The organism is Cyclobacterium xiamenense, assembly GCF_009467825.1.
GTDB lineage: Bacteria > Bacteroidota > Bacteroidia > Cytophagales > Cyclobacteriaceae > Cyclobacterium > Cyclobacterium xiamenense.
This window is the reverse complement of record NZ_WIOK01000030.1, coordinates 42043-61732: the sequence shown is the minus strand read 5'-3', so window position 1 is coordinate 61732 and position 19690 is coordinate 42043. Positions and strand designations below refer to the sequence as shown.

Genomic DNA, 19690 nt, shown 5'->3' with positions numbered 1-19690 from the left:
CCTAGCTTAATAAAGAGCCAAGAAAGGGAAGCTAAAAATCAAAATTATTCAATTTTGAAACCAGAAAAATAAACCAAAAAGCTTAACTTAATAGCATTGGTCAATTCCAGCGGTGAACAACCAATTGGTTGGATTTTTATTATTTATATAGTTATATTAACATCCTCAATATCAAACTACCAATCAACGAATACATGGGTCGTTAAATTAGATGGACCCGTTCTCTGCACATCAGGTGTGAAAACAGCTTTGGCAGTGCCGGTGATTGGAGAGAACCGGTATTCCTCAGCGCTTACTACGATAAGCCAGCCACCATGCCTATGCATCTTTTTGGTTTTGAAAAAATGAAGCCGTTGCTGATCGTTGCATGTCTTGCAACGGTTTTTTCTTGTAACGAAAAACCAACCGCTCAGCAGGCCAAACAAAGAAACCTATTGGAAAACTTCGCGTTTTCCATGGATACGCTGATGGTGGATACAGGAGCTGAGCTGATTGACTTTGGCATTCCATTTATCGGTGCAGCTTCTGCAGATGGCCGCTACTACCATATCCTCAATTACAAATCCCCAAAATTGCAACGAATACATTTGGATTCTTTAAAACTAATTAATTCGTATTTTTTTGAAAAAGAAGGACCCAATAGTCCGGGACTTACCTTTAGTTTTCAGCCATTAGGCGAAGGACGGTTCTTTTTCCCAAGTTTTAGGCAGCCGGCCATTATCCACCAATCCGGAGAAAAAGTAAGGTCCTGGGATTTGAAGGTGGAAAAAATTACTGACGGGTTCCCCGTTGAATCCGCCTCTGTGACAAACCGGATCGTGTTTAATTCTTCTCTTGATCAATTGTATTCGCTACCCCTTCATTACGAAACCAGGGAATATTACCTTGCCGTACTGGATTCTCTGGGAGAACGAAAACGCATGGTGGCCCTCCCCGAATTCCAGAAAGCGAATCAATTTACCATCCACACAGGAGGAGGCGACGGTGGCGGCCTGAAGATTGAGTTGCCATTTTTACAGCATTTAAACGGAAAGGTACTGATTTCCTGTACCGTCGGAAACGGTATTTACATATACAATCCCATATTGGATTGCCTTGTTTACCGGGAATTCCCCCTTACCCTGTTACACCTGGAAAAAACGGGAGTGGTTAAAAACAGGGTGCATAGCCCGGAGGAATTTGAGGAGGAAATAAAAAAACTGGCTACGCAAATCAGTTATTGGAGCTTTATCTGGGATGAAAAATCCGGGCTGTATTTTCGGTTTGCAAGCAGGGTCCTGTCTCACAAAACGGAGTCTGCCGATGCTGAACTGGAAATCTTCCTGATGGCTTTCACTGAGGAACTGGAACTTATCGGAGAGACAAGCGTCGAAGATCTTTCTTCCTTGCCAAAGGGTGGCTTTTTTAAGGGTGGAAAACTATGGAGTCATGTCAATGTAGCCGATGAATTGGGATTTGCCGTGATGGATTTCAGCTATCAATAGCTAATCAAATCGTAATCATTTACCTTTAGCTTGATGTGCCAAAATGGCATGGGATTACGTTGCAAACATAGATTTTCTCCAAAATCCTACTTTTCCTCCAATGCGATAAACACCATGCGGTAGTCCTCGCTATCGTAATACACATACAGCCGGTTGGCCTCAATTTCGTAGGAAACAGCCTTCTCAAGACCCCCCGAGTAGGCGATATGGTGGCTTTCCTCCGGAAAAATAATGGTGCCGCCTTCTGGAAAATCCCAATAGGGCAAGCCAACTTCAAACCCAATCGCTCCCTGCTTATCGTAAGAAAAACAGGAATGAAGTACCCCCAGATGGGTCCTGGTTTCCAGTTTAAACCTTCCCTGACATGCCTCATCTTCCTCAGCCCATTCCTGATCCGTTAACTTCAGGTATAATGGAAAATCATATTCTTCCAGCCTATTATCGTATCCTCCCTGATAATGGGTAAGATGAGCCAATCTCGCCGTACAGGTATACGGGTAAAAATTGCCTGTTTCCAGATGTTCAAAACCGACAAACTCCCAATCGCCTATCAGCGGTAAGGGATCTCCCTCCTGATCCAACTCAAATCCGCATATCGGATCCGCGAGATCTTCGGTAGTCTCGTCCACTTCCGTAGGCTCTTCCATTTCTTCCGGCTCTCCTGGTGAGGGGATATCCTCAGAACACGAAAACACATGAAGCAATAAAGCGAGAAAGGCGGTGTTTCTAATCATCATTTAACTAAAGAACGATTAGTAAAGGAGTTTAGTATACCGTCCCATTACCATTAACTAGCTGTCCCAGGACAAATTTATCTCCCGAATCATCCACTTCAAAACTTTTCAGCGTCTGCCAAAATACAGGGATCACTCAACCGTATGGAATCTATGGGAATATCTTCCCTGATTTCCGGCAGGCGGTTTTGGGCAAAGGCAAGAGGCCGCAGGGCCAGCACAAAAAGGAATACGGCGAATACCTGTTTCTTGCGGTTGGGTCGGTTAAATTGAAATGCAACGTAGCAAAAAGGAAATGGCAGAATGGCTTTCAAAAAAAAGACACCAACCTAACGCAAAATAAGCACCTCGTTCACAGAAAGTGTTTGCTCCATGAGGGGAATTTCCTCACCGGGCAGGTATCGTCGGATGCTGGCATAGGTTCCTTTTTTCGGATTCGTATGGACATCAATCCAATTGTTGCCCAGATCGATCATCCAGTATTCTAAAATGCCGTGTGAGGCATAGAGAGGCAACTTTACTTCCCTATCAAAACGAATAGACGCATCGGACACTTCGATGATTGCCAGCACATCGGCAGGGGCCGGATGCGCGGAGGCATAATAGTCCGTCCGATAGTTTAATAGGGAAATGTCCGGTTCGGGCTCATTCCTGTCATCGATTTGAACTGGATTTTGAACGCCGACGACTGCCTTATTTTTGAACAGCTCATTCAACAGGCTAGCCAATTTATTGACGATGCTTGCGTGTTTACTTCCAATGGGGCTCATCTCGTATATTTCACCGTGTATCAGTTCCAAACGGTCGTCCGGCTTTAAAATGCCCATCTCCCCCATTTGGTGGTACTCCTCTACATTGATCAACCGCTTTACGACTTCAGTTGCCATACTATTTCGCTTATTCTGTGTTAAAGATAGTCAATTTCCGATTTAAATACCAGTGGGTTTAATAAGGTAAGAAGACGAGATTTTCGAACCATACATTCGCGTAAACTGCCGGATTTGCTCGTAGACTTGGTGAGGTCTAATCAGCTGATTTCTTCTTAAGAATCCGGCCAATCAGGGCAAGGGCACCGGTACCAGGGCACGAAGCGTAACGGGCCCAAACAATCCGGACGGAATCAAGGGTACTTCCGCCCAGGGTACCCGGATATGGCTGATCCCATGAATATTGGTTTCCTCAATATGGGTTTGGGTGTAGGTTTCTCCGGTCAATGCGTCTCCTGTAATCCGGTTGGACCAGGTATTGGCCACTTCTATCCGCAAGCTATTGATCCCGGGACGGAGCAGGTCGGTCACATCAAAGCGGTGCGGCTTGGCCCAGGTAATGCCCAGCGGCTTATCGTTTAGCCAGACTTCCGCCACATGCGAAAGGTCGCCCAGTTTCAGGTAGGTTTTGGCATCGGCATGGTCGGTAGGATGAAGGGCATGTACAAATTGCTTTTCGTAGCGAGCAGTTCCGGAAAAATACTTAATACCCTCCACATCCGATGTCGCCCAGGATGTCAGTTCCGGAAAAATCGCCTTTTCCGGAGCTCCCCAGCCTTCGGGGAAGAAAACCTCCCAGGCACCGTCCAGCACGGTTTGCCGGAGGCTGTTGTGAATTTCCCGGGCCCCTTCTTCTTCATACAAAACGAAGATCCCCTCGTCCCATATCTCGATTCCATCCGGCACATAGCTTATTTTTGGAGGGTGCAGACCGGCACCTGCGATTTGAGTAAAATGGGCGGTACTATTTCCCGGAGCAAAAACAACAAACTTGCTTTCGCAAGGAGCCAGCGTCAGCGGTACGACAATGCCCTGTTCCTTTTGTTCGTAAATAGTTGCAGCGGCTACCTGCCCCGAAACCGGATCCCAGATTTCTGGGACCTTCCCCTGTTGGCGAAACGTCAGGCTTCGGGAAACCCAATCTCCCGTGGTATTGACGACAAAATAAAAATCCAGATCTCCCTTTTGGTGATGGGTGTAGTCCAGGGTATAGAAATGCTTGTCCGCATAATCGAGATCTGGCGCGATTCCCATCCTCTGCATCATTCCTGTCGGGTCTGCATCCTGATAAATCACTGGTGCCCCGGACGAGATTTCCTTTGGTTTATCCGCCTGCCAAAGCTCATCCAGCCATCCTTGCATCCCAGGCATGTCGGGTTTTAATTTTCTGCGGGCGATCGCTTTCGGCCGGGGACCGATGATTACCGCACCATTTTCTGCCATTTCTTTTAGTTTGAGCAATACCTCCGGATGGATTTCATGTTCTTCCGCCAGTGCCAGCACGCTGAATTTCGCTCCATTTATGGGGTTAATGATCTTTCCTTCCTGTACTTCCAGCCCAAGGAGTATCTCCGTATTAAGTAGTTCGTAATCATACCCTGCCCCCGGGGAAAATCTGCCTCGTTTGTGTCCACCATAGTTGGGTATGGTATCTCCATAGTAATAAAGAAAATCAGCTTGGAAATCAGCTTCCTGAAGAATATAGGAAATCCTGGCCAGGTATTCGTTAAAAGGCCGGATCTTGGGCCACCATACCCGTTTGTCATTGTAATGGGTACCGGCGTGGTAGACGATTCCTGGAACGCCCGTCCCTTGCGGGTTATGGGTAGATCCATGCACCACCACCTTGTTCATGCCTTCCGCAAAGGCCCGGTCTCCGATCGGCTTCATCTCAAAGGGGCCTTCCTGCCAATGTTGAAAGGAAGTAAAGGCTTCCATTTCCACAATTCCCAGACCATACATGTGAGAAGCCGAAGAAACTTCTTTCACCACCCGCAAAATATCCATCCCGTCTTCGTTGTAGCGACCGTGATTGATCCAGAACTCACCCCTGGGAATATCCAGTCCTTTTCCCAGGGCTTTTAGCGGTTCCACGGGAACGTTGTGCAAGGGAAGGCCGGGTCCTCCGGCCTCACTGTTGTTTTTGAGGCCATGGGCATTGCAGACTTCTTTGGATTTCATGTAAAAATTATGAATCATCAGTTCGGACAAGGTGCGCTGAAAATCAGCCCGAAAATTGGCTGTTGTTTCGGCTGAAAATTCCGCTTCCTCAAATAGGATGGGCAGGAGTTTTTTGACATCATATCCATTGATCATCCTGAATTTCTCCGGAAGCGTGGGCGTCCAGGTAAAACCCCGGGCCTCGTAACTGGCCATGTAGAGGCTTTTCAGCGCTGTTTGCCGCAGATCTCCCAGTACCGATTGCAGCCGCTCGATGATATAATTGAAATGAAAAGCGGTAGCGTCTGCATCATAATGATCCACAATGGGTCCTGCAGAATATTTGCTGGGCAAGATCAGGTTTTCGCCCGAATTGGAACATACGTACCTTATGATTTTCCATTCCCCTTCCGGAGCCTCCCAATCCAGTATCTCCGTTTCCGGATCGAAAAATTCGGAAATATCCCGGATTTGGCTGGTATCGGCCAGACTATTGCCGGGGAATTCAGGAATCGCCAGCAGGGCGATCTCCTCCGCATAGACGGGTTTTCCGTCCGTTCCGAATTCGATCATTCGCTTTCTTCCTCTTGGATCGGTTTCCGGTATTTCGGGAAAGGGAATGGAAACTTCCTGCCGTTTGCCACCCGAAAGGTTGACCTTAGATTGATAAATAGATTTGGCGGCATGTTCGGGGGTCAGCCAATTGCCGCCTGCATTCCAGCTACTGGCCGTATTCAAGCCTACCTGCATCCCCAGCTTTCCCGCTTCCTCTACGGCAAATTGGATGGTTTTCAGGGACTCTTCCCCCAAAAATTCCGGGCCTGTTCCTACCAGAACGGTATCCCTGGAGCCGATTTCGAAGATGGTAAACCCCGATACCCCGGCTTCTTTGAATGCACGAATTTCTTCCTTTAACCGAAGGCTGTCTACGTGGCCACCCAGCCACCAATGGTAGACATGGGGACGGGCAGCAGCAGGCGGGTTTTGGAAGCCTCGCCGTACCGTTTCATATTCCGGGCTGTTTTGGCCAAAACCAGGCACGAGAATTCCGGCGAAAAAGCCGGCCAGGATAAGTAGGTCTTTGGTTTTTATATTCATGGTCTGGAGATTTTGTGGGGGGACGTTCGGTACTAGGGGGCAAGGGAGCCGTTTTCCGGCAATGGACGCCATTCCAGAAATGGATCGTTGTGCTCCCGGATCCATTCGGACAATGCCCCTTTCAGCCGGCTTTTGACTGACTGGTAATTTACTGCATCCGCCAGATTCATTGTTTCGCCCGGATCTTCCCACAGATCAAACAATTGTTCGTTGCGTTCTCCCTGGTTATACAGGTTATATTTAAAGCGCTTATCCCGAATCATTCGCGCATGCCTGCTGGAATCCAGTTTATCGTCGGCCAACTGCACCACCAAATAGTCCCGTAAATTCTTCCGGGGATCTTCCAAGACCGGCTTCAGGCTTTTACCGGTAAACTGAACATTATTTTCGACCCGGGCATAATCCAGTAAGGTGGGCGCCAGGTCCATACCGGAGACCAACTGATCCCGGTTTATACTTCCGGAGGGAATGTGCCCCTTCCAGCGGATGATAAAGGGCACCGTAGCTGCCTCTTCATATAAACTCAACTTGGCCGCCCAGCGGTGCGCAGCGGCACCATCGCCATGTTCGCTGGTCAGGACCACAATCGTATTCTCATCCAGACCTTTGTCTGTTAAAGCCCGCAGGATCTTCCCGATCTCTTTGTCTACCATCTCCGTAAACCGGTAATAATGGTACAGGTAGGCTCGCCAGTCTTCGGGGCTGTAGTCGCTGGTTAACAACAGCTCATCCCCGTAATGATCCATCAACCGCTTTTCCGCAAGAAATTCTGGTTCATCTTCAGCAATTTCAAAGTTCGGAGGCAAGGGAGGGAGCGAGTCCAACTCATCGGCCCTGGCATAGTCCTCCGGTCTTCTGGGCACGTAACAGATGTCATGGGGATTGTGCAGGGAAACGGCTAGAAGGAAAGGGGCTTCTTCATTGTATGCACGGATATACTGCACTGCTGCATCTGCAATGGGACCATCCGTGTCGGCACCCAGGTCCCAGGCCTCATCCAGAGATTGAAAGGGGATCACCCGAAAACCAGCCACCGAATCCATTTTCGTTTTGGCAGGATAGGCTTGGGGAAGGTGCCATTTTCCTGCCCAGGCTGTCTGATATCCTGCATCTTGAAAAAGATGGCCAATCGTGGGCAGGGAGGAATCAATATGTGTGGAATTCCAGACAACGCCCGTTTCGTGGGGCATCCGTCCGGTAATCAGGCTGCTTCTGGCGGGGCCGCATACCGGACTGGTACAGTACGATGCTGTAAAATAGGTACCTTCTGCTGCCAACTGATCCATCGCGGGTGTCGCCAAATGGGGATTACCCAGGTAACTGATGGCATCATTGGTTTGCTGATCGGTTAGGATAATCAGGATATTCGGGCTTGATTTTTCCTCCCCCTCTTTCTGGGAACAGCTCGAAAAAACCAGCAAGGCGGAAAACAGCGACAGCGGATAGGCCCATAAACGTACATTTCTCAAAAGATTATACAAATAGCCTTCACTATATCCTACAGGACGATCGTGCCGGCCCGAATTGGATTTCTTTTGGATCAGATTAAAAGCGGTTTTCATGGGTAGTTGGTTTTGGATTGCACTGGGTTTACGATACCACCACCGATTCTATATGCAGGTAGTTGGCAATTTTCTGAATGCTACCGGCATGGTGCCCAATGCCCAGCGCAAAATGGTGGGTAGGCCCTTCCTTGATCCATTTCGTAAGAAAGGTGCGCACATCCGGCTTAAAGAAACCCCGGGTATTGGTATTCCCGGTGGGTGGGATGGGTCCTTCCACCGATTCTCCTTCGGCAATGACAAATTTGAATTTTCCTTCGAAGGTCGAGCTTATGCTTAACATGGTAATAGGCCCTTCCTTGATCTTAAACTCCACGCCTGCACCAAAGCCCGGCTTGCCGTGGTATTTCTTTAAACTTCGCAAGACCGGCTTCCCCTGGGCGATGGATATGTTGTGTGGGCCATCATGGCCCACCAGGATAAAGTTTTCGATGAAATCCACCGGATGAAACTCCGCAAAGCTTCCACCGATCCCCAAACGGTCCATGATAAATAGGGCCAAACAGGTCTTTAAGTCCGATTCCCCACACATGGGAAAACCCGAGCTGGTGAGCAGGGAATTGCCCACGATCAGATTGGCCATAACCTGTTGGGTATCGCTTTTGGGCTCACCATTGTAGTAATAGGCCAGGCCGTCCAGTTTTTCGCTAGCCACAAATTTTTTTAAGGCAAGGGAAGCCCTCGCTGCTACCTCTAAATCGGCCGGTCGCAATTTTTCGGAAATGGGGTCGGACACCGGGTCCGGTGTATCAAAAAACGACAGGATGCGCTTTTCCTCCTGGCCTACCTCTGCCTCGCTCACCTGGTGGACATACTGGTGCACAAGTTGATTGGCCTCGCACTGCACCACGTGTACCCCAAAATGCGCCGTTAGCATGGTCGCATCGGTATGCATGTCGAGCATGGCCTCGATGGGATGCCCGATATGGCCGATTCGGGCATTTTTCAATCCATGCAGCACCTGGGCAATGCGGCAAAACTCCTCGATTTGCGCATCGGCTCCCGGGTCCTCGTGCAGTGTGCCGATGATGACCTCGGGCACCGGTTTGCCCATGCGCAGCGCTACGCCTGCAAATTCGGGCAGGGAGCACACATCGTCGTTGTACAGCTGCATGTAGGTCGAAGCCCGGCTGTAATCCATGGCCTTGTCCGGTTGTAAGGCCACCAATACGATGGGCGTCTCGATGGTCTTGATGATCACCCCAAAGGTGCTGGAGGTGGCGTAGGTCAGCATGTCACAAAAGATCAAATCCAGATTGGCCGCCTTGAGTTTGGGCACCAGGGCATAAGCGGATTGGGCATCGTCTACCATGCCAAAATCAATGACCTCCACCGACAGGGGCGCAAGTTTATCGAGAAAGATCCGTTGTTTTTCTAAGAGATCTTCCAACAAGCCTTCGAATTGGGGCCAGTACTTGACGTATCCCACCCCAAACACACCGATCCGGGGCCTGGTTTCCTGTCTTCGTTCCCAGGGCTGCTGCTCCCCGGCTGGATTTGGTTCATTCGTGCGTTTTTCCATGTTTTTGCTCGGTGAAATATTGGCGAATCACCCGGCACCTGCGCCTTTTGGCGGCTTGAATTCCAGCGCAGTAATCGAGGGTATTCGGATAAGCAATATACAAAAAGCCAGGGGATACATCAGTCCGGAAACCAACCACAAGGGACCGTAGGAATAATTTTGTGCCACCCAGCCAATAACCGGATTCAAGAGCATGCCGGAAATCGCCCCGGCCGTTCCCGACAGCCCCACCACCGTGGAGGTGGCCTGATTGCCAAACATATCGGCAATGGCCGTAATGTAGTTGGTGATCCAAAACCCATGGGCCAGCATTACCAGCGACATAAGCAAAATGGCTACCTCCACCGAGGAAACGGTAGAAATAAAAGGCGCCACCAGGGTGACCGCAGCTGCAAAACCCATGACCCATTTTCTGGCAGCATCGACGCTGAGATTTCGGGCAATGAGCTTATCCGAACACCAGCCGCCCAGCATGTTTGACAAGCCCAAGGCCAGAAAGGGGATCCAAAACAGTTCCCCGATCCGCTCGAAGGACAGCTCGCGTTCCTGATTGAGGTATTTGGGTACCCAAAACATCAAAAAATAAAACACCGGGTCCAGCAAAAAGCGGATCAAAATAAATGCCCACACGGTCCTGTTTTTCAATAAATCGACCATGGGCACCCGAATCGGCCTTTCCGTTTGGGAACTGCCCGCCCGACGCTGCGCATGCAGGCTTTTTTTCCAGGATTGGGCAAACCAGGCGACGACCCAGACCAGGCCAACCAGGCCCGGCAAGATAAAGGCCCAACGCCAGCCGTACTGCCCGGAAATCAGGATGGTCAGGGGAGGCGCTACAACGGCACCAATGGCCGCCCCACCAATGGCCACGCCGTTGGCCAGGGCCCGCTCCTTTTTCCCAAACCATTCGTACACGGTCTTCGCTGCTCCGGGAAAACAGCCTCCTTCCCCCATGCCCAGCAAAAACCGGAATCCCACCAACTGGTAAAAATTGCCCATAAGTCCATGCAGGGCACTGGCCACCGACCAGACGCCCACCGAGATGCCCAGACCTACCTTTCCTCCTACCTTGTCAATCAAGCGGCCGCCTACGGTAAACATCAGGGCATAGCTAACGAGAAAGCCCGTATTGACCCATCCGTACTGCACGTCCGAAATGGACAATTCCTCCTGAATCTTGAGGATGGTCATGGAAAGTACCTGCCGGTCGAGAAAATTCAAACCGGTGGCAAGAAATACCAGGGCCAATACGTACCAGCGGATTTTTGGGCTCATTGTAGTCGGTGATGCTCAGGAGTTTCCAGCAATACTATCACCATAAATCCCGAAATACAAGTCATTGTATCGATTCTCCGCATCATTTTTTCTTCAACGCAGCTTCTACTCGGTTCGGCCGACAGCCCCACCGGCATTTCCCTTGTTAACCTACCAGCAATTTAAGTGGACGAGGCTGTGTTGATCAGTGGATGAAAGCGGGTGTCTTTTTGGTTAGTACCAGCCAATCATATGGTCGCGATCCATTCATCCTCGGCTACTCACCGTCGACTACGGGAAAAATTCAAGGAACTGCTACCGGTAGCCAACCACCCATTTATTCCTGCCAGAAGTGTACCGGGCTCCCTGCCGAAGATTCCAGGAAGCGTAAGGATGCATACCAGTGAAATTTTATTTGCAACCTTTTTTTTATTTCATTTTTTTATACGAATATGTAGTTCTAATTCAGACGGAACTACTGAAATCGGGTCTTTATCCCATTCCCTTATCCCAATGAAGTATACAAAACACCTTCCTTCCGAGCAACTTCGTCCCTATGTGGACTGCTTCTTTATTTGGGAAAGTGAAAAGGAGGAGAAAATACTGGTCCAAAGTCCTCCCTCCGGATACAATGGCTTGGTTTTCAATTACGCCGACCCCTATTGGGCGTACCAAACCGAAGACCAAAAAGAACAAGTCCCCCTGATCTTTGCCTCCGGACAGTTTACGGCAAATTACCACCTGGAGGTAAACGGAAAAATAGGGATGATTGGCGCAGTCCTGCACCCCGCTTCCTTGTATAATTTTTTTGGATTCCCCATGCCTGAACTGGTCAACCAACGCATGGACCTGGCAAAGGTCCTGGGTGAGAGCATTCAGGCAACGCATCGCTCCCTAAAAGGCAGCTGCGACCCTGAGAAAAAGGTTTTGATTTTGGAAACTTTTTTGGAAACGTTCCTACCTGCAGCCAAATCAAAACTCAGTATCATCGACGAAGCGATTGACTTTATTCATACAAAGGCGGGGATGGTTTCCATTGAGGAAGTACTACGCCAATTTTCTGTAAGCAGACGGTACCTGGAAAAACGGTTTTTGGAAAAGGTAGGCATTTCTCCCAAGCTGTACGCGCGAATCAAACGATTTAGCTACTTATCCAATACCGTAGCCAATCGGGAAAAAATTGACTGGCAGGACATAGTAGCTGCAAACGGTTTCCATGACCAGTCCCATTTGATAAAAGATTATAAAACGTTCAACCACATGAACCCTTCCGACTACCACCAAAAACACCGGGAATTGATTCGCTATTTGGACAAATAGTACGAAACGGCTGTCTTAGGTACAACGGAGACCGGCTTCAACAGGACAGGGGTTAGCAAGAAAGCCCCTCGCCGGTAAAGCTGGTTTTTAAAGTACACTTGGATTGATTGTACGTTCCGTTGGCGTAGCTACCACCCACATGCCTTCCCGAAGACATTGGATGAAAACGCCTTTTTTGCTGGTGGAACATCTGTCGCAATTTTTGGAACATTTGACCTAATTTCTTCCCAGATCATTCCTTACGTTTGTTTTGATCCTTCACCGGCAGGCATACTCCTTGAAAGTAGGCACGCAGAAAGGAGCGCAAGGTACCAAACCCAATCTTTAAACGATTAATAAAAACAGCGATGCCGAAAACCTTTACCGGAAAAAAGCAATTCCCCGTGATTGGCAATCACCGTGCGCATTTTTACAAGTATGCCAATTTTGGTTGATGTAAATTTGATCAAAAGCATTCGGAGAAAGCACTCCATTGCCCGAAACTAAATCACTACTACTTTTACCTACCCCTAACTCACCAACAACTAACAAAAGGATGAAAACAACAACAAAAACAAGTAAAGCGAATCAGGAAATTCTCCTTAAAAAAGGAATCTGCATTGAGTTTTTTTCAGCGTATCAGGACATGGAAGCAGACCGGATGCTCGGCCTGTGCAGGCCTGATGGAAAGATTTCATTTATCCCCCTGGGCAGCGGATTTAGCGGGAAAATCAAAGAGGTCGGAATGGGTGTTTGGTCCGCGCTTATGGATTCTTTTCCAGATTTAGACAATACGGTTATCGATCAGCAATACAACATGGCCGAAAACGAAGTGACCTGCACGGTAGAGATTTTCGGAACACAGGAAAAGGACTTTGCCGGACTACCAAGCCAGGGGAAATTCTTTGTTTCGGAGCACATCTTCATTTTCCGTTTTAATGAACAAAACAAAATCGAGGAAATAAAAGTGTTCTGGGACCACGAACATTTTGTGGAACAGCTTCGCTAGCCGAAACTGGGAGGCGGAGGGCTTTTGCATTTGCCCGACCCTGCCTATCGAATAACTAACCGATTAGCAACACATTTATAAAGCCGGCTAGCGCCACCTGTCGATGCGCGGCAAGCTTGCGAGCAATACCTTGCAAGTGCGCGATAATCGATGCGATTCTCCGTAAAAAACCCCCTGACATGTAAGGGCTGATGGGCGCAGGCCGAACCCAACTAGGGAACGCATCCAGGTCGGTAGAAACACTTGCAATGGCCCAAAAATACGATCCGAAACGAAAAACTGCACCGGTAAAAAGGCCCCTACCACCTCTGAACTACCGGATTACACGTACCAATCACTACCCACTGTACTAGCCATGAAAAAATTTCGCATTTCAACTACGATTACCCTTTCCAGTACCTCGTACAGTTTGGCTCAAGGCACCAGCCAGCCGAGAATACTTATACTGGAAAAGGATACCAGCCTGACAAACCGGTTCCTACTCCAGAGGAGGGGCCGGCACCTGGAAACTACCGACCCAGGAGGAATGAAGCCGGGGCCACGCCCGGGCATTTCGGGATCGAATCGGAAGGAACCTGCTATTGCTGCAAGGGAATGCAAGGAAACCCCACTGCTTGGGCAAAGAGGTGCCGAGGAGCCCGGCCTCACCGAGGAGGCTCCCCCAACCGTTATCATAGCTGGATGTGCAGATAAAATCAATCCATCGGAAGAACGTACACGAGCACTACCCAGGATTTGCTGGAGACGTTGTTTTCACCTCCCACGCGGGCAGCGCTTCTCGTTACCCGCGGGAAATAGCCTCATCAGCGCAAACCACTGGTGGAAGACGCCACGAACCTCTACCCTGTCGCTTACGGGTGATACGGATTGGCAATAGGCCCATAAATCGGTTTACTGGAATCGTGTGAACGGAGAACATACGCAAAAGCCACACGTTTTGGGACAACCCGCGAAATCGCATCACTCATTCGATTGCAAGCAAAAAATACCCGAAACAACGAACGGTATTCCTAGCCAAGCTCCGGTAAGCCAAACAATACGAACGATTCCTGCCCTAAACGAAACGATCGACACTACACGCAAACCACATCCTGTCATGAAAAATGCACTTCTTGAACAAAACCGAAAAAAATTACTTAAAAAAGCAGCCGAGGCGTACTTCGACGGCTTGCGGACAAAATCCTTTTCCCTGATTCCCTTTAGTGATGATATCATCTTTCGTGCGCCAATCGCTCCAGGAGGTGTTTATGAGCCGATCGTGGGGATTCTAAACCTCTACGAACGCTGGTGGCAGCCCCTGGAACCGTTTCTGGAGGGCATATCCATTACTGTATTGGATCATTTCTACAACGAAGAGCAAACTTCCATCATTAGCAGGGCAAATATTAAGCTGAGGTTTTCGGGCATCAACTTACGGGTGGCCGACCGCTTTCAAATCGATGACGCAGGTAACATCACCGAACAGGAAAACCATTTCGACGCCAGTCCACTCAGGAGGTAGTCCGGTCATTGGAATTCGGCCACTTGCACCACCGAATTCACGCCTGTTACAATGAGAAAAATAGGTTATTTGTGGATTAAAAATCCAGGTACTCGTGGGGCCTGGCTTTTTTTACCCCTTCCCGGGTGCCTGCAAAAAAAAACGATTAAACCAGGCCCGATCCTTCCGAAACTGCCTGGAAAACGCGAGGAGGAACAGCTTAATCCGGTTTGCCCCATACCCGAAACGGACCTGTGCCTGTTGTGGGAAGCACCCCTGCTGAATCAATTGTGCCACCGATTGCAGGTCAAAAGTTCATTTCCAGCGTTGCATAGAAACCACGGCCATCTGCAGCGATAATGCCCGGTCCCGGATAGGCATCTGCGCGCCGGGTAAAGTACTGCTCATCAAAGAGGTTGTTGACACTGACTTCAAGTGCGAGCGACTTCCACCGGTAAATGGCAGAAATATCTGCCACGGCATAGGAAGGAATCAGCCCTTCCACCGCCGTAGCCGTTCGAACGGCATTCGAGGCATCGGAAAAATGAGCATCCACGTAGGAATACTGGGCCGAGACGGAAAGTCCCTTGTAACGTGCCGTACTTCCCAGTTTTACCGTTACCGGAGGTACCATCTCTACGTTTTTATTGCGAATGGCTGCATCCTGGGTGCGGATGTACCGGGCGTCTATCAGGGAGAAGTTACCGAATAGCGTCCATTTTATCCGCTCGCTATCTTTTCCCAATAGATTGAGTAGGGAAACTTCGCCAAATGCCTCCAGCCCCATATTCCGGGCATCCGCAATATTGGTACGGTACCGGTAGTCGTTAAATAGCACCGAATCGGTACGAAGTACCTGGCCGATTTTGCCAAAGTACCGCAGGTAAAACAAGGTGACTTCGTAGGTATACCGATCGCTCTTACTACCCTTTACCCCCAAATCGGCCGTATACCCCTGCTCGTCGGTAATCGCAGGATCCACCCGCAAATTCGGGTTGTTAATGCGCAAATCGGTAAAATTAATTGCCCGGTAATTCTGCGAAATATTTGCGTAGAACTCCACGGATTCGCTTTGCCGGTAACTCGAGCCCAGCCCAAAGAGCAGAAAACTGCGCCGGCGCTCCAATTCCTCGTCAAAACGGTTTTCTACCAGGACATTGCCGGCCCCGTCAAACACGTACTGTTTGTAATAGCCATCCGCAAAGGTTTGAATATTTTCCAGCCGTACGCCCGGGGTCAGACTGAATTTCGGGCTGAAATTGATGATATTCTCAGCAAACAGGGCATAATTGCGGTTGGGAAATACGTAGTCCGAATCCTCCAAATCATCCGGATTCAGGTACCGGAAATCTGCATCCGCGCCCCGGCTGCCCCAGCCTTGTTTGGCCGTGGTGGTACCGTGGTAAGCGCGTGTTCCGACCAGAAAGGTCTGGGTCTCTTTCCCCATGCGGTACCAATGCAATAACCGGGTTTCGTTACCGAAATTCCGAAAATCGCCCGCAATCAGCGTCCGTTCCTCACCAAAGTCGGCGACGTTGATGCGCTCCAGGTTGCCGACGGATTGGCGGGAGGCCAGCAGGGCGAAATTACGCGTATTGAGCTTCGTCCGATCGGAAAAATTGTAGGTAAATGCCAGGGCGGCAAGGTTCCAGTCCACCTTAAACCAATTCCGGTCCCGAAAGGAGCGACGGGGATTTTCCTCAAACTGCCGATCGGTCAGGCCACCCGCTTGCTGGGTGAGGTAGGTCATCTTGGTAAGCTCCAGGCTGGTCGATAGTTTTTCGCTAAAGGTATAGTCCAGGGAGGTATAGAAATTGTGCGCCGTAAATCCGGAATTGGGACGGTACCCATCTCCGCGTTTGTGCTGGTAAAAGGTGTAATAGCGGAGGTTTCCTACCGTACCCTCCAGGCTATTGAACGATCCGAAGTACCCCCAGGAACCCGCGGATTGGCGGCTGGTTAGGCGTATTTTGGCATCTTCGGTTCCCCGGCGAAAGCGAAAATTAAGCATGCCGCCAAACTGCGTGCCGTATTGCAGGGAAGCGGCACCCCGCACGATTTCGATTCGCTCCAGGGCCTCCACTGGAGGCGTATAGTAGGACTCCGGATAACCCAGGGCATCCGCTGAAATGTCGTAGCCGTTCTGCCGTACGTTAAAATTCGAGGTACGGTTGGGACTTAGCCCCCGGCCACCAATCCCGAGCTGCAACCCGGTTTGATCGCTTTCCCAGATATTGAGTCCGGTAATCCGCGAATATACCTGCCTTGCGTTGTTGGTGGCGGTATTGGCAACCATTTCTTTGAGTACGATGACTTCACTTTTGCGACCGTCGTAGACACCAAAATTCTCCACGGAGGCCAAACGGGCGGCAGCAAAACTTTCTGCCCTGCTTCCATCCACCTGAACGTCTTCGAGCTCATTTTCAATATCCGCCAACACAAATTCCAAACCCTCTGTATCCCGATCGACAATAAGCGTTTGTTCGGCCATCTTTTTGCCCAGGCAAAATGCCACCAGCGTCTGTCCCCCTGCCGGTATACCCTCCAGCCGAAAACTCCCCACTGCATCCACTGAAACCCCCAGACTGCTGCCGCGAACCACCACTTTGGGCGTACCCATACAGGCCTCCCCAACGATGCGAACGGTCCCGGAAACAGTAAAAGTCTGGGCCCGAACCTGAAAAGACAGGGCTACCCCAGCCAATAGCATCAACAGGGGAAGCAACGACCTGGCTACTCCTTTTCGTTTCTTTATTGTCGTATTTTCGTTACTGCGATAGGGCATTTTCTGCATTGTTTTCAAAGGGTACTATCCAGGTTTTGGGTCGAAAGGAATCGGTTTCCTTCATTAGGTCAACGGTTGGGTCGATGAGTAAACGGCTCGGACGCGCGTTGAGGGTGACATAGACTTCCGCACGCACCTGCGGGTCCTGAACCCCTTTCTCGGCATAGTGTGTACCGAGAAAATGGGCAAATTGAAGAATCATATCCGGCTGCATGGCCATTTGTTTTTCCTGATGGGGGTTTAAAAATTCCCGGTTATCGACGACGCCCTCCCGGCCTGTTTGGCTATCCTTAACATAAAATGTGGCGGTACCCGCTTTCTCCATGAGCATGACGCGCCAGCCAAACCGGTACCCTTGTTCCGTCCAGAATACATTCCCCTCGTACAGCAGGTACCGCCAGGGAAAAATCAGCTGGAAAGCGAAGTGAAGCAGCAAAACGGCGGCCAGTACGCGCTCTCTGGGCCGGACCGGAGCTTTTGGGGCAAGGGCGAGTTGTGGACGCCTTTCAAAATCAAAGAAAATCAAGGTACCTCCCATCATCACCAGTGGGAAAATTCCAATCTGAAAGAGCAGCCCCGTAAGGGAATGAAAGGCAATAACCGTGAGGTAGGCCCAAATTCGGGTAGGCTTATAGAGCAGGAAAAACACGATAAGGCAATCGTACAGCATCCCAAACCAGGAAAAAATATAGGCCGTCACCGACCAGGCGAAAAGGGGACCCAGTACCGGCACGGTATCGTGCGCAGGAAGCCAGATTTTCAGCGGCAATGCCAGAACGAGCCAATCGTAGTTGATTTTGGCAAGTCCTGCATAGATATAAACGATGGCAATCTGAAACTTAAAAACGACCAAAACCCAGCGGGGAATGCGTGCTTCCCGGTCCCACAGGGACGGAGGCGAGGGCACGATGCAGAGCAGGGCACACACAATACTTACATAGTAGTAATGATTGAGGTAGTAGGTGAGGTCGATAAGTTCGGTATACGTAAAGGTTAGGAACAAGGTCAGCGCCGAAAGCCGGTACAGCCACCGCGTCCCAAGCATTACACCAAAAGCCGCCAGCAGCATCACCCAGTGGATCGCATAAAGGATCTCCGCCGAGAAGGGTTCCACCCATCCAAAACCCCAATAATGAAAGTGAACGATCGGATCGGAATAATGGTCTTCGATCCAGCCCAGCCACATAAAGCGTGCGGCACCAAAGGCCATTAGCAGACCAAAAACCCCCCGAAAGACAGAAAAGGGAGTCGCTCGAACGCGCTCCCTCAATTTGTTTGAGAGGACTTCTATGCGTATAGAAGCCAGGAAATTAGCAAGGAAAGTACCTGTCAGCACAAGAAGCAATCAATTGACATTTCGAATTTTTTTCCCTTAGTCTCCATCCCCACTACTGAACGTAATGGAAATCCCTAGCAGGGAGGACATATCGCTTTTGTAAAAGCGGGTCTGTTTCTGGAGTTCCGTATGGAGTCGATCGGCAGGTTCCGGTGCTAGCTGAATTTGCTCCGAGAGGGGTGGGGAATCCGGCAACGCTTCCAGTGCAGCCTTTACCGCTGTCATCTGTGCCTCGGTGGCCTCAATAAGCGCCGCCCCTCCTTCCACCGATTGCAGGTACTCCCGGAATCCGGGGCCATTTTGCCCCTGTCCGCCACGTCCTTGCCAGATTCGCTCGATGGCTTGCAGGTGTTCTTTCAGCATGGTGGTGGAAGTGCCGGAATACCAGGCCTCCACCAACTGTGGTTCTGCTTGCGTTTGGCCCGGTCTTCTGCCCAAAGGCAAACCCAGCTTGAAATTTTTTGCACTTTCAAAGCTTTTTACAAACTCGTTGTACAGCATGGAGGTACTGCTTCCCACATCCGTACCACGATTTTGTGTAAATTCGGAAGCATAGCCGCTGTTCCATGCCGAAAGCACCTCGGTCACCCGTCTTTCAATATCGGCCACAGCGCCTAGTAGGAAGTCTTTCCTGTTTTGGGAGGCAAAGGCTTCTACCACGGTTGCATTCGAATTTCCTGTTTCAAAAATCAGGTATTCCACCGCCAGAAAACCCCGGGCATCCCGGTTAAAATCATTGAAATTGGCTGTGCCTGTAATGGCGTTTTCGATTTTTTCCTCAGAGACGGGAAAGGTGCCTACTTCCTCTAGCAAGGACCTGCGGATACCCTCTTCTCCCGCTGGGCCGAAGTTGTAGGCATTAGCGTATTGCCAGGAGGAATACGCTGCCTCCCAGGCAGCTTGTAAGGACTGCAGGGAATTCACATCGGGATTTTGTGTAAAGCTCTCGGCACTGCTTTCCAGGGCACCAACGCGCGTCTGCAAGTCGGTGTAGGCAGGGATAATCAGGTTCTGAGCCATGTTTTCCAACATCTCGCCTCGATCGAAGCTATTCTGTATCGGTGTCTCACCCTCTTCACAAGCGAAGAAACCAACCAATAATGCCAGGAGCAGAGCGGTTGAGTAGAATCGTCGGTTCATAATTTATTTTTGATTTTGACTACGTGGGAACTCAAAAACGACTCACCAAAGAAAAAGTTT

Annotated in this window: 14 protein-coding genes; 5 read left to right on the top strand and 9 right to left on the bottom strand. The window is 49.8% G+C overall.

Annotated elements, in window-relative coordinates:
- Nucleotides 1-314 precede the first annotated feature (314 nt).
- Nucleotides 315-1484, top strand: a complete 1170-nt coding sequence (locus GCU44_RS18785) for a DUF4221 family protein (protein WP_154858583.1) — start codon at nucleotides 315-317, stop codon at nucleotides 1482-1484.
- A gap of 86 nt (nucleotides 1485-1570) precedes the next feature.
- Here GCU44_RS18785 and GCU44_RS18780 read toward each other — a convergent pair whose 3' ends face one another.
- The 6 genes from GCU44_RS18780 to GCU44_RS18755 all read right to left on the bottom strand — a co-directional run bounded on the left by GCU44_RS18780 (nucleotide 1571) and on the right by GCU44_RS18755 (nucleotide 10602).
- Nucleotides 1571-2221, bottom strand: a complete 651-nt coding sequence (locus GCU44_RS18780; protein WP_154858581.1) for a hypothetical protein — start codon at nucleotides 2219-2221, stop codon at nucleotides 1571-1573.
- Between the two features lie 326 nt (nucleotides 2222-2547).
- The gene (locus tag GCU44_RS18775) at nucleotides 2548-3105 is read right to left on the bottom strand and encodes a Uma2 family endonuclease (protein ID WP_154858579.1); all 558 of its coding nucleotides are present in this window, start codon (nucleotides 3103-3105) and stop codon (nucleotides 2548-2550) included.
- A gap of 171 nt (nucleotides 3106-3276) precedes the next feature.
- Nucleotides 3277-6243 carry a glycosyl hydrolase gene (locus GCU44_RS18770; RefSeq protein ID WP_161993976.1) on the bottom strand — a complete coding sequence of 989 codons (2967 nt, stop codon included), beginning with the start codon at nucleotides 6241-6243 and terminating at the stop codon, nucleotides 3277-3279.
- 32 nt (nucleotides 6244-6275) lie between these two features.
- On the bottom strand, nucleotides 6276-7805 hold the full coding sequence (locus GCU44_RS18765) for a sulfatase family protein (RefSeq protein ID WP_154858575.1): 1530 nt from the start codon (nucleotides 7803-7805) through the stop codon (nucleotides 6276-6278).
- 28 nt (nucleotides 7806-7833) lie between these two features.
- Nucleotides 7834-9327 carry an L-fucose/L-arabinose isomerase family protein gene (locus tag GCU44_RS18760; RefSeq protein WP_154858573.1) on the bottom strand — a complete coding sequence of 498 codons (1494 nt, stop codon included), beginning with the start codon at nucleotides 9325-9327 and terminating at the stop codon, nucleotides 7834-7836.
- A 27-nt stretch (nucleotides 9328-9354) separates the two neighbouring features.
- Nucleotides 9355-10602 carry an MFS transporter gene (locus GCU44_RS18755; protein ID WP_154858571.1) on the bottom strand — a complete coding sequence of 416 codons (1248 nt, stop codon included), beginning with the start codon at nucleotides 10600-10602 and terminating at the stop codon, nucleotides 9355-9357.
- Between the two features lie 492 nt (nucleotides 10603-11094).
- Here GCU44_RS18755 and GCU44_RS18750 point away from each other — a divergent pair, with 492 nt between their 5' ends.
- The 4 genes from GCU44_RS18750 to GCU44_RS18735 all read left to right on the top strand — a co-directional run bounded on the left by GCU44_RS18750 (nucleotide 11095) and on the right by GCU44_RS18735 (nucleotide 14390).
- Nucleotides 11095-11901, top strand: a complete 807-nt coding sequence (locus GCU44_RS18750) for a helix-turn-helix domain-containing protein (RefSeq protein WP_161993975.1) — start codon at nucleotides 11095-11097, stop codon at nucleotides 11899-11901.
- A gap of 535 nt (nucleotides 11902-12436) precedes the next feature.
- Entirely contained in the window at nucleotides 12437-12889 is a 453-nt protein-coding gene (locus GCU44_RS18745) for a nuclear transport factor 2 family protein (protein ID WP_154858567.1), read from the top strand.
- Nucleotides 12890-13244: 355 nt separating this feature from the next.
- Nucleotides 13245-13766: a hypothetical protein gene (locus tag GCU44_RS18740; RefSeq protein ID WP_154858565.1), complete on the top strand. Its 522-nt coding sequence runs from the start codon at nucleotides 13245-13247 to the stop codon at nucleotides 13764-13766.
- A gap of 219 nt (nucleotides 13767-13985) precedes the next feature.
- Nucleotides 13986-14390, top strand: a complete 405-nt coding sequence (locus tag GCU44_RS18735) for a nuclear transport factor 2-like protein (RefSeq protein ID WP_154858563.1) — start codon at nucleotides 13986-13988, stop codon at nucleotides 14388-14390.
- Nucleotides 14391-14676: 286 nt separating this feature from the next.
- Here GCU44_RS18735 and GCU44_RS18730 read toward each other — a convergent pair whose 3' ends face one another.
- The 3 genes from GCU44_RS18730 to GCU44_RS18720 form a co-directional block, all read right to left on the bottom strand.
- Complete coding sequence (locus tag GCU44_RS18730; RefSeq protein WP_241685023.1) at nucleotides 14677-17154, bottom strand: TonB-dependent receptor domain-containing protein; 2478 nt, start codon at nucleotides 17152-17154, stop codon at nucleotides 14677-14679.
- The gene (locus GCU44_RS18725; RefSeq protein ID WP_241685022.1) at nucleotides 17138-18424 is read right to left on the bottom strand and encodes an HTTM domain-containing protein; all 1287 of its coding nucleotides are present in this window, start codon (nucleotides 18422-18424) and stop codon (nucleotides 17138-17140) included. Before GCU44_RS18725 ends, GCU44_RS18730 begins: the two co-directional genes overlap by 17 nt.
- Nucleotides 18425-18526: 102 nt before the next feature.
- Nucleotides 18527-19630 carry an imelysin family protein gene (locus tag GCU44_RS18720; RefSeq protein WP_154858561.1) on the bottom strand — a complete coding sequence of 368 codons (1104 nt, stop codon included), beginning with the start codon at nucleotides 19628-19630 and terminating at the stop codon, nucleotides 18527-18529.
- Between the last annotated feature and the right edge of the window lie 60 nt (nucleotides 19631-19690).

What these genes read in the sequence shown, in the direction of transcription:
- GCU44_RS18765 (WP_154858575.1), bottom strand. Translation starts at nt 7,805, where the DNA reads ATGAAAACCGCTTTTAATCTGATCCAAAAGAAATCCAATTCGGGCCGG.
- GCU44_RS18780 (WP_154858581.1), bottom strand. Translation starts at nt 2,221, where the DNA reads ATGATGATTAGAAACACCGCCTTTCTCGCTTTATTGCTTCATGTGTTT.
- GCU44_RS18730 (WP_241685023.1), bottom strand. Translation starts at nt 17,154, where the DNA reads ATGCCCTATCGCAGTAACGAAAATACGACAATAAAGAAACGAAAAGGA.
- GCU44_RS18720 (WP_154858561.1), bottom strand. Translation starts at nt 19,630, where the DNA reads ATGAACCGACGATTCTACTCAACCGCTCTGCTCCTGGCATTATTGGTT.
- GCU44_RS18785 (WP_154858583.1), top strand. Translation starts at nt 315, where the DNA reads ATGCCTATGCATCTTTTTGGTTTTGAAAAAATGAAGCCGTTGCTGATC.
- GCU44_RS18735 (WP_154858563.1), top strand. Translation starts at nt 13,986, where the DNA reads ATGAAAAATGCACTTCTTGAACAAAACCGAAAAAAATTACTTAAAAAA.
- GCU44_RS18755 (WP_154858571.1), bottom strand. Translation starts at nt 10,602, where the DNA reads ATGAGCCCAAAAATCCGCTGGTACGTATTGGCCCTGGTATTTCTTGCC.
- GCU44_RS18770 (WP_161993976.1), bottom strand. Translation starts at nt 6,243, where the DNA reads ATGAATATAAAAACCAAAGACCTACTTATCCTGGCCGGCTTTTTCGCC.
- GCU44_RS18760 (WP_154858573.1), bottom strand. Translation starts at nt 9,327, where the DNA reads ATGGAAAAACGCACGAATGAACCAAATCCAGCCGGGGAGCAGCAGCCC.
- GCU44_RS18750 (WP_161993975.1), top strand. Translation starts at nt 11,095, where the DNA reads ATGAAGTATACAAAACACCTTCCTTCCGAGCAACTTCGTCCCTATGTG.
- GCU44_RS18740 (WP_154858565.1), top strand. Translation starts at nt 13,245, where the DNA reads ATGAAAAAATTTCGCATTTCAACTACGATTACCCTTTCCAGTACCTCG.
- GCU44_RS18745 (WP_154858567.1), top strand. Translation starts at nt 12,437, where the DNA reads ATGAAAACAACAACAAAAACAAGTAAAGCGAATCAGGAAATTCTCCTT.
- GCU44_RS18775 (WP_154858579.1), bottom strand. Translation starts at nt 3,105, where the DNA reads ATGGCAACTGAAGTCGTAAAGCGGTTGATCAATGTAGAGGAGTACCAC.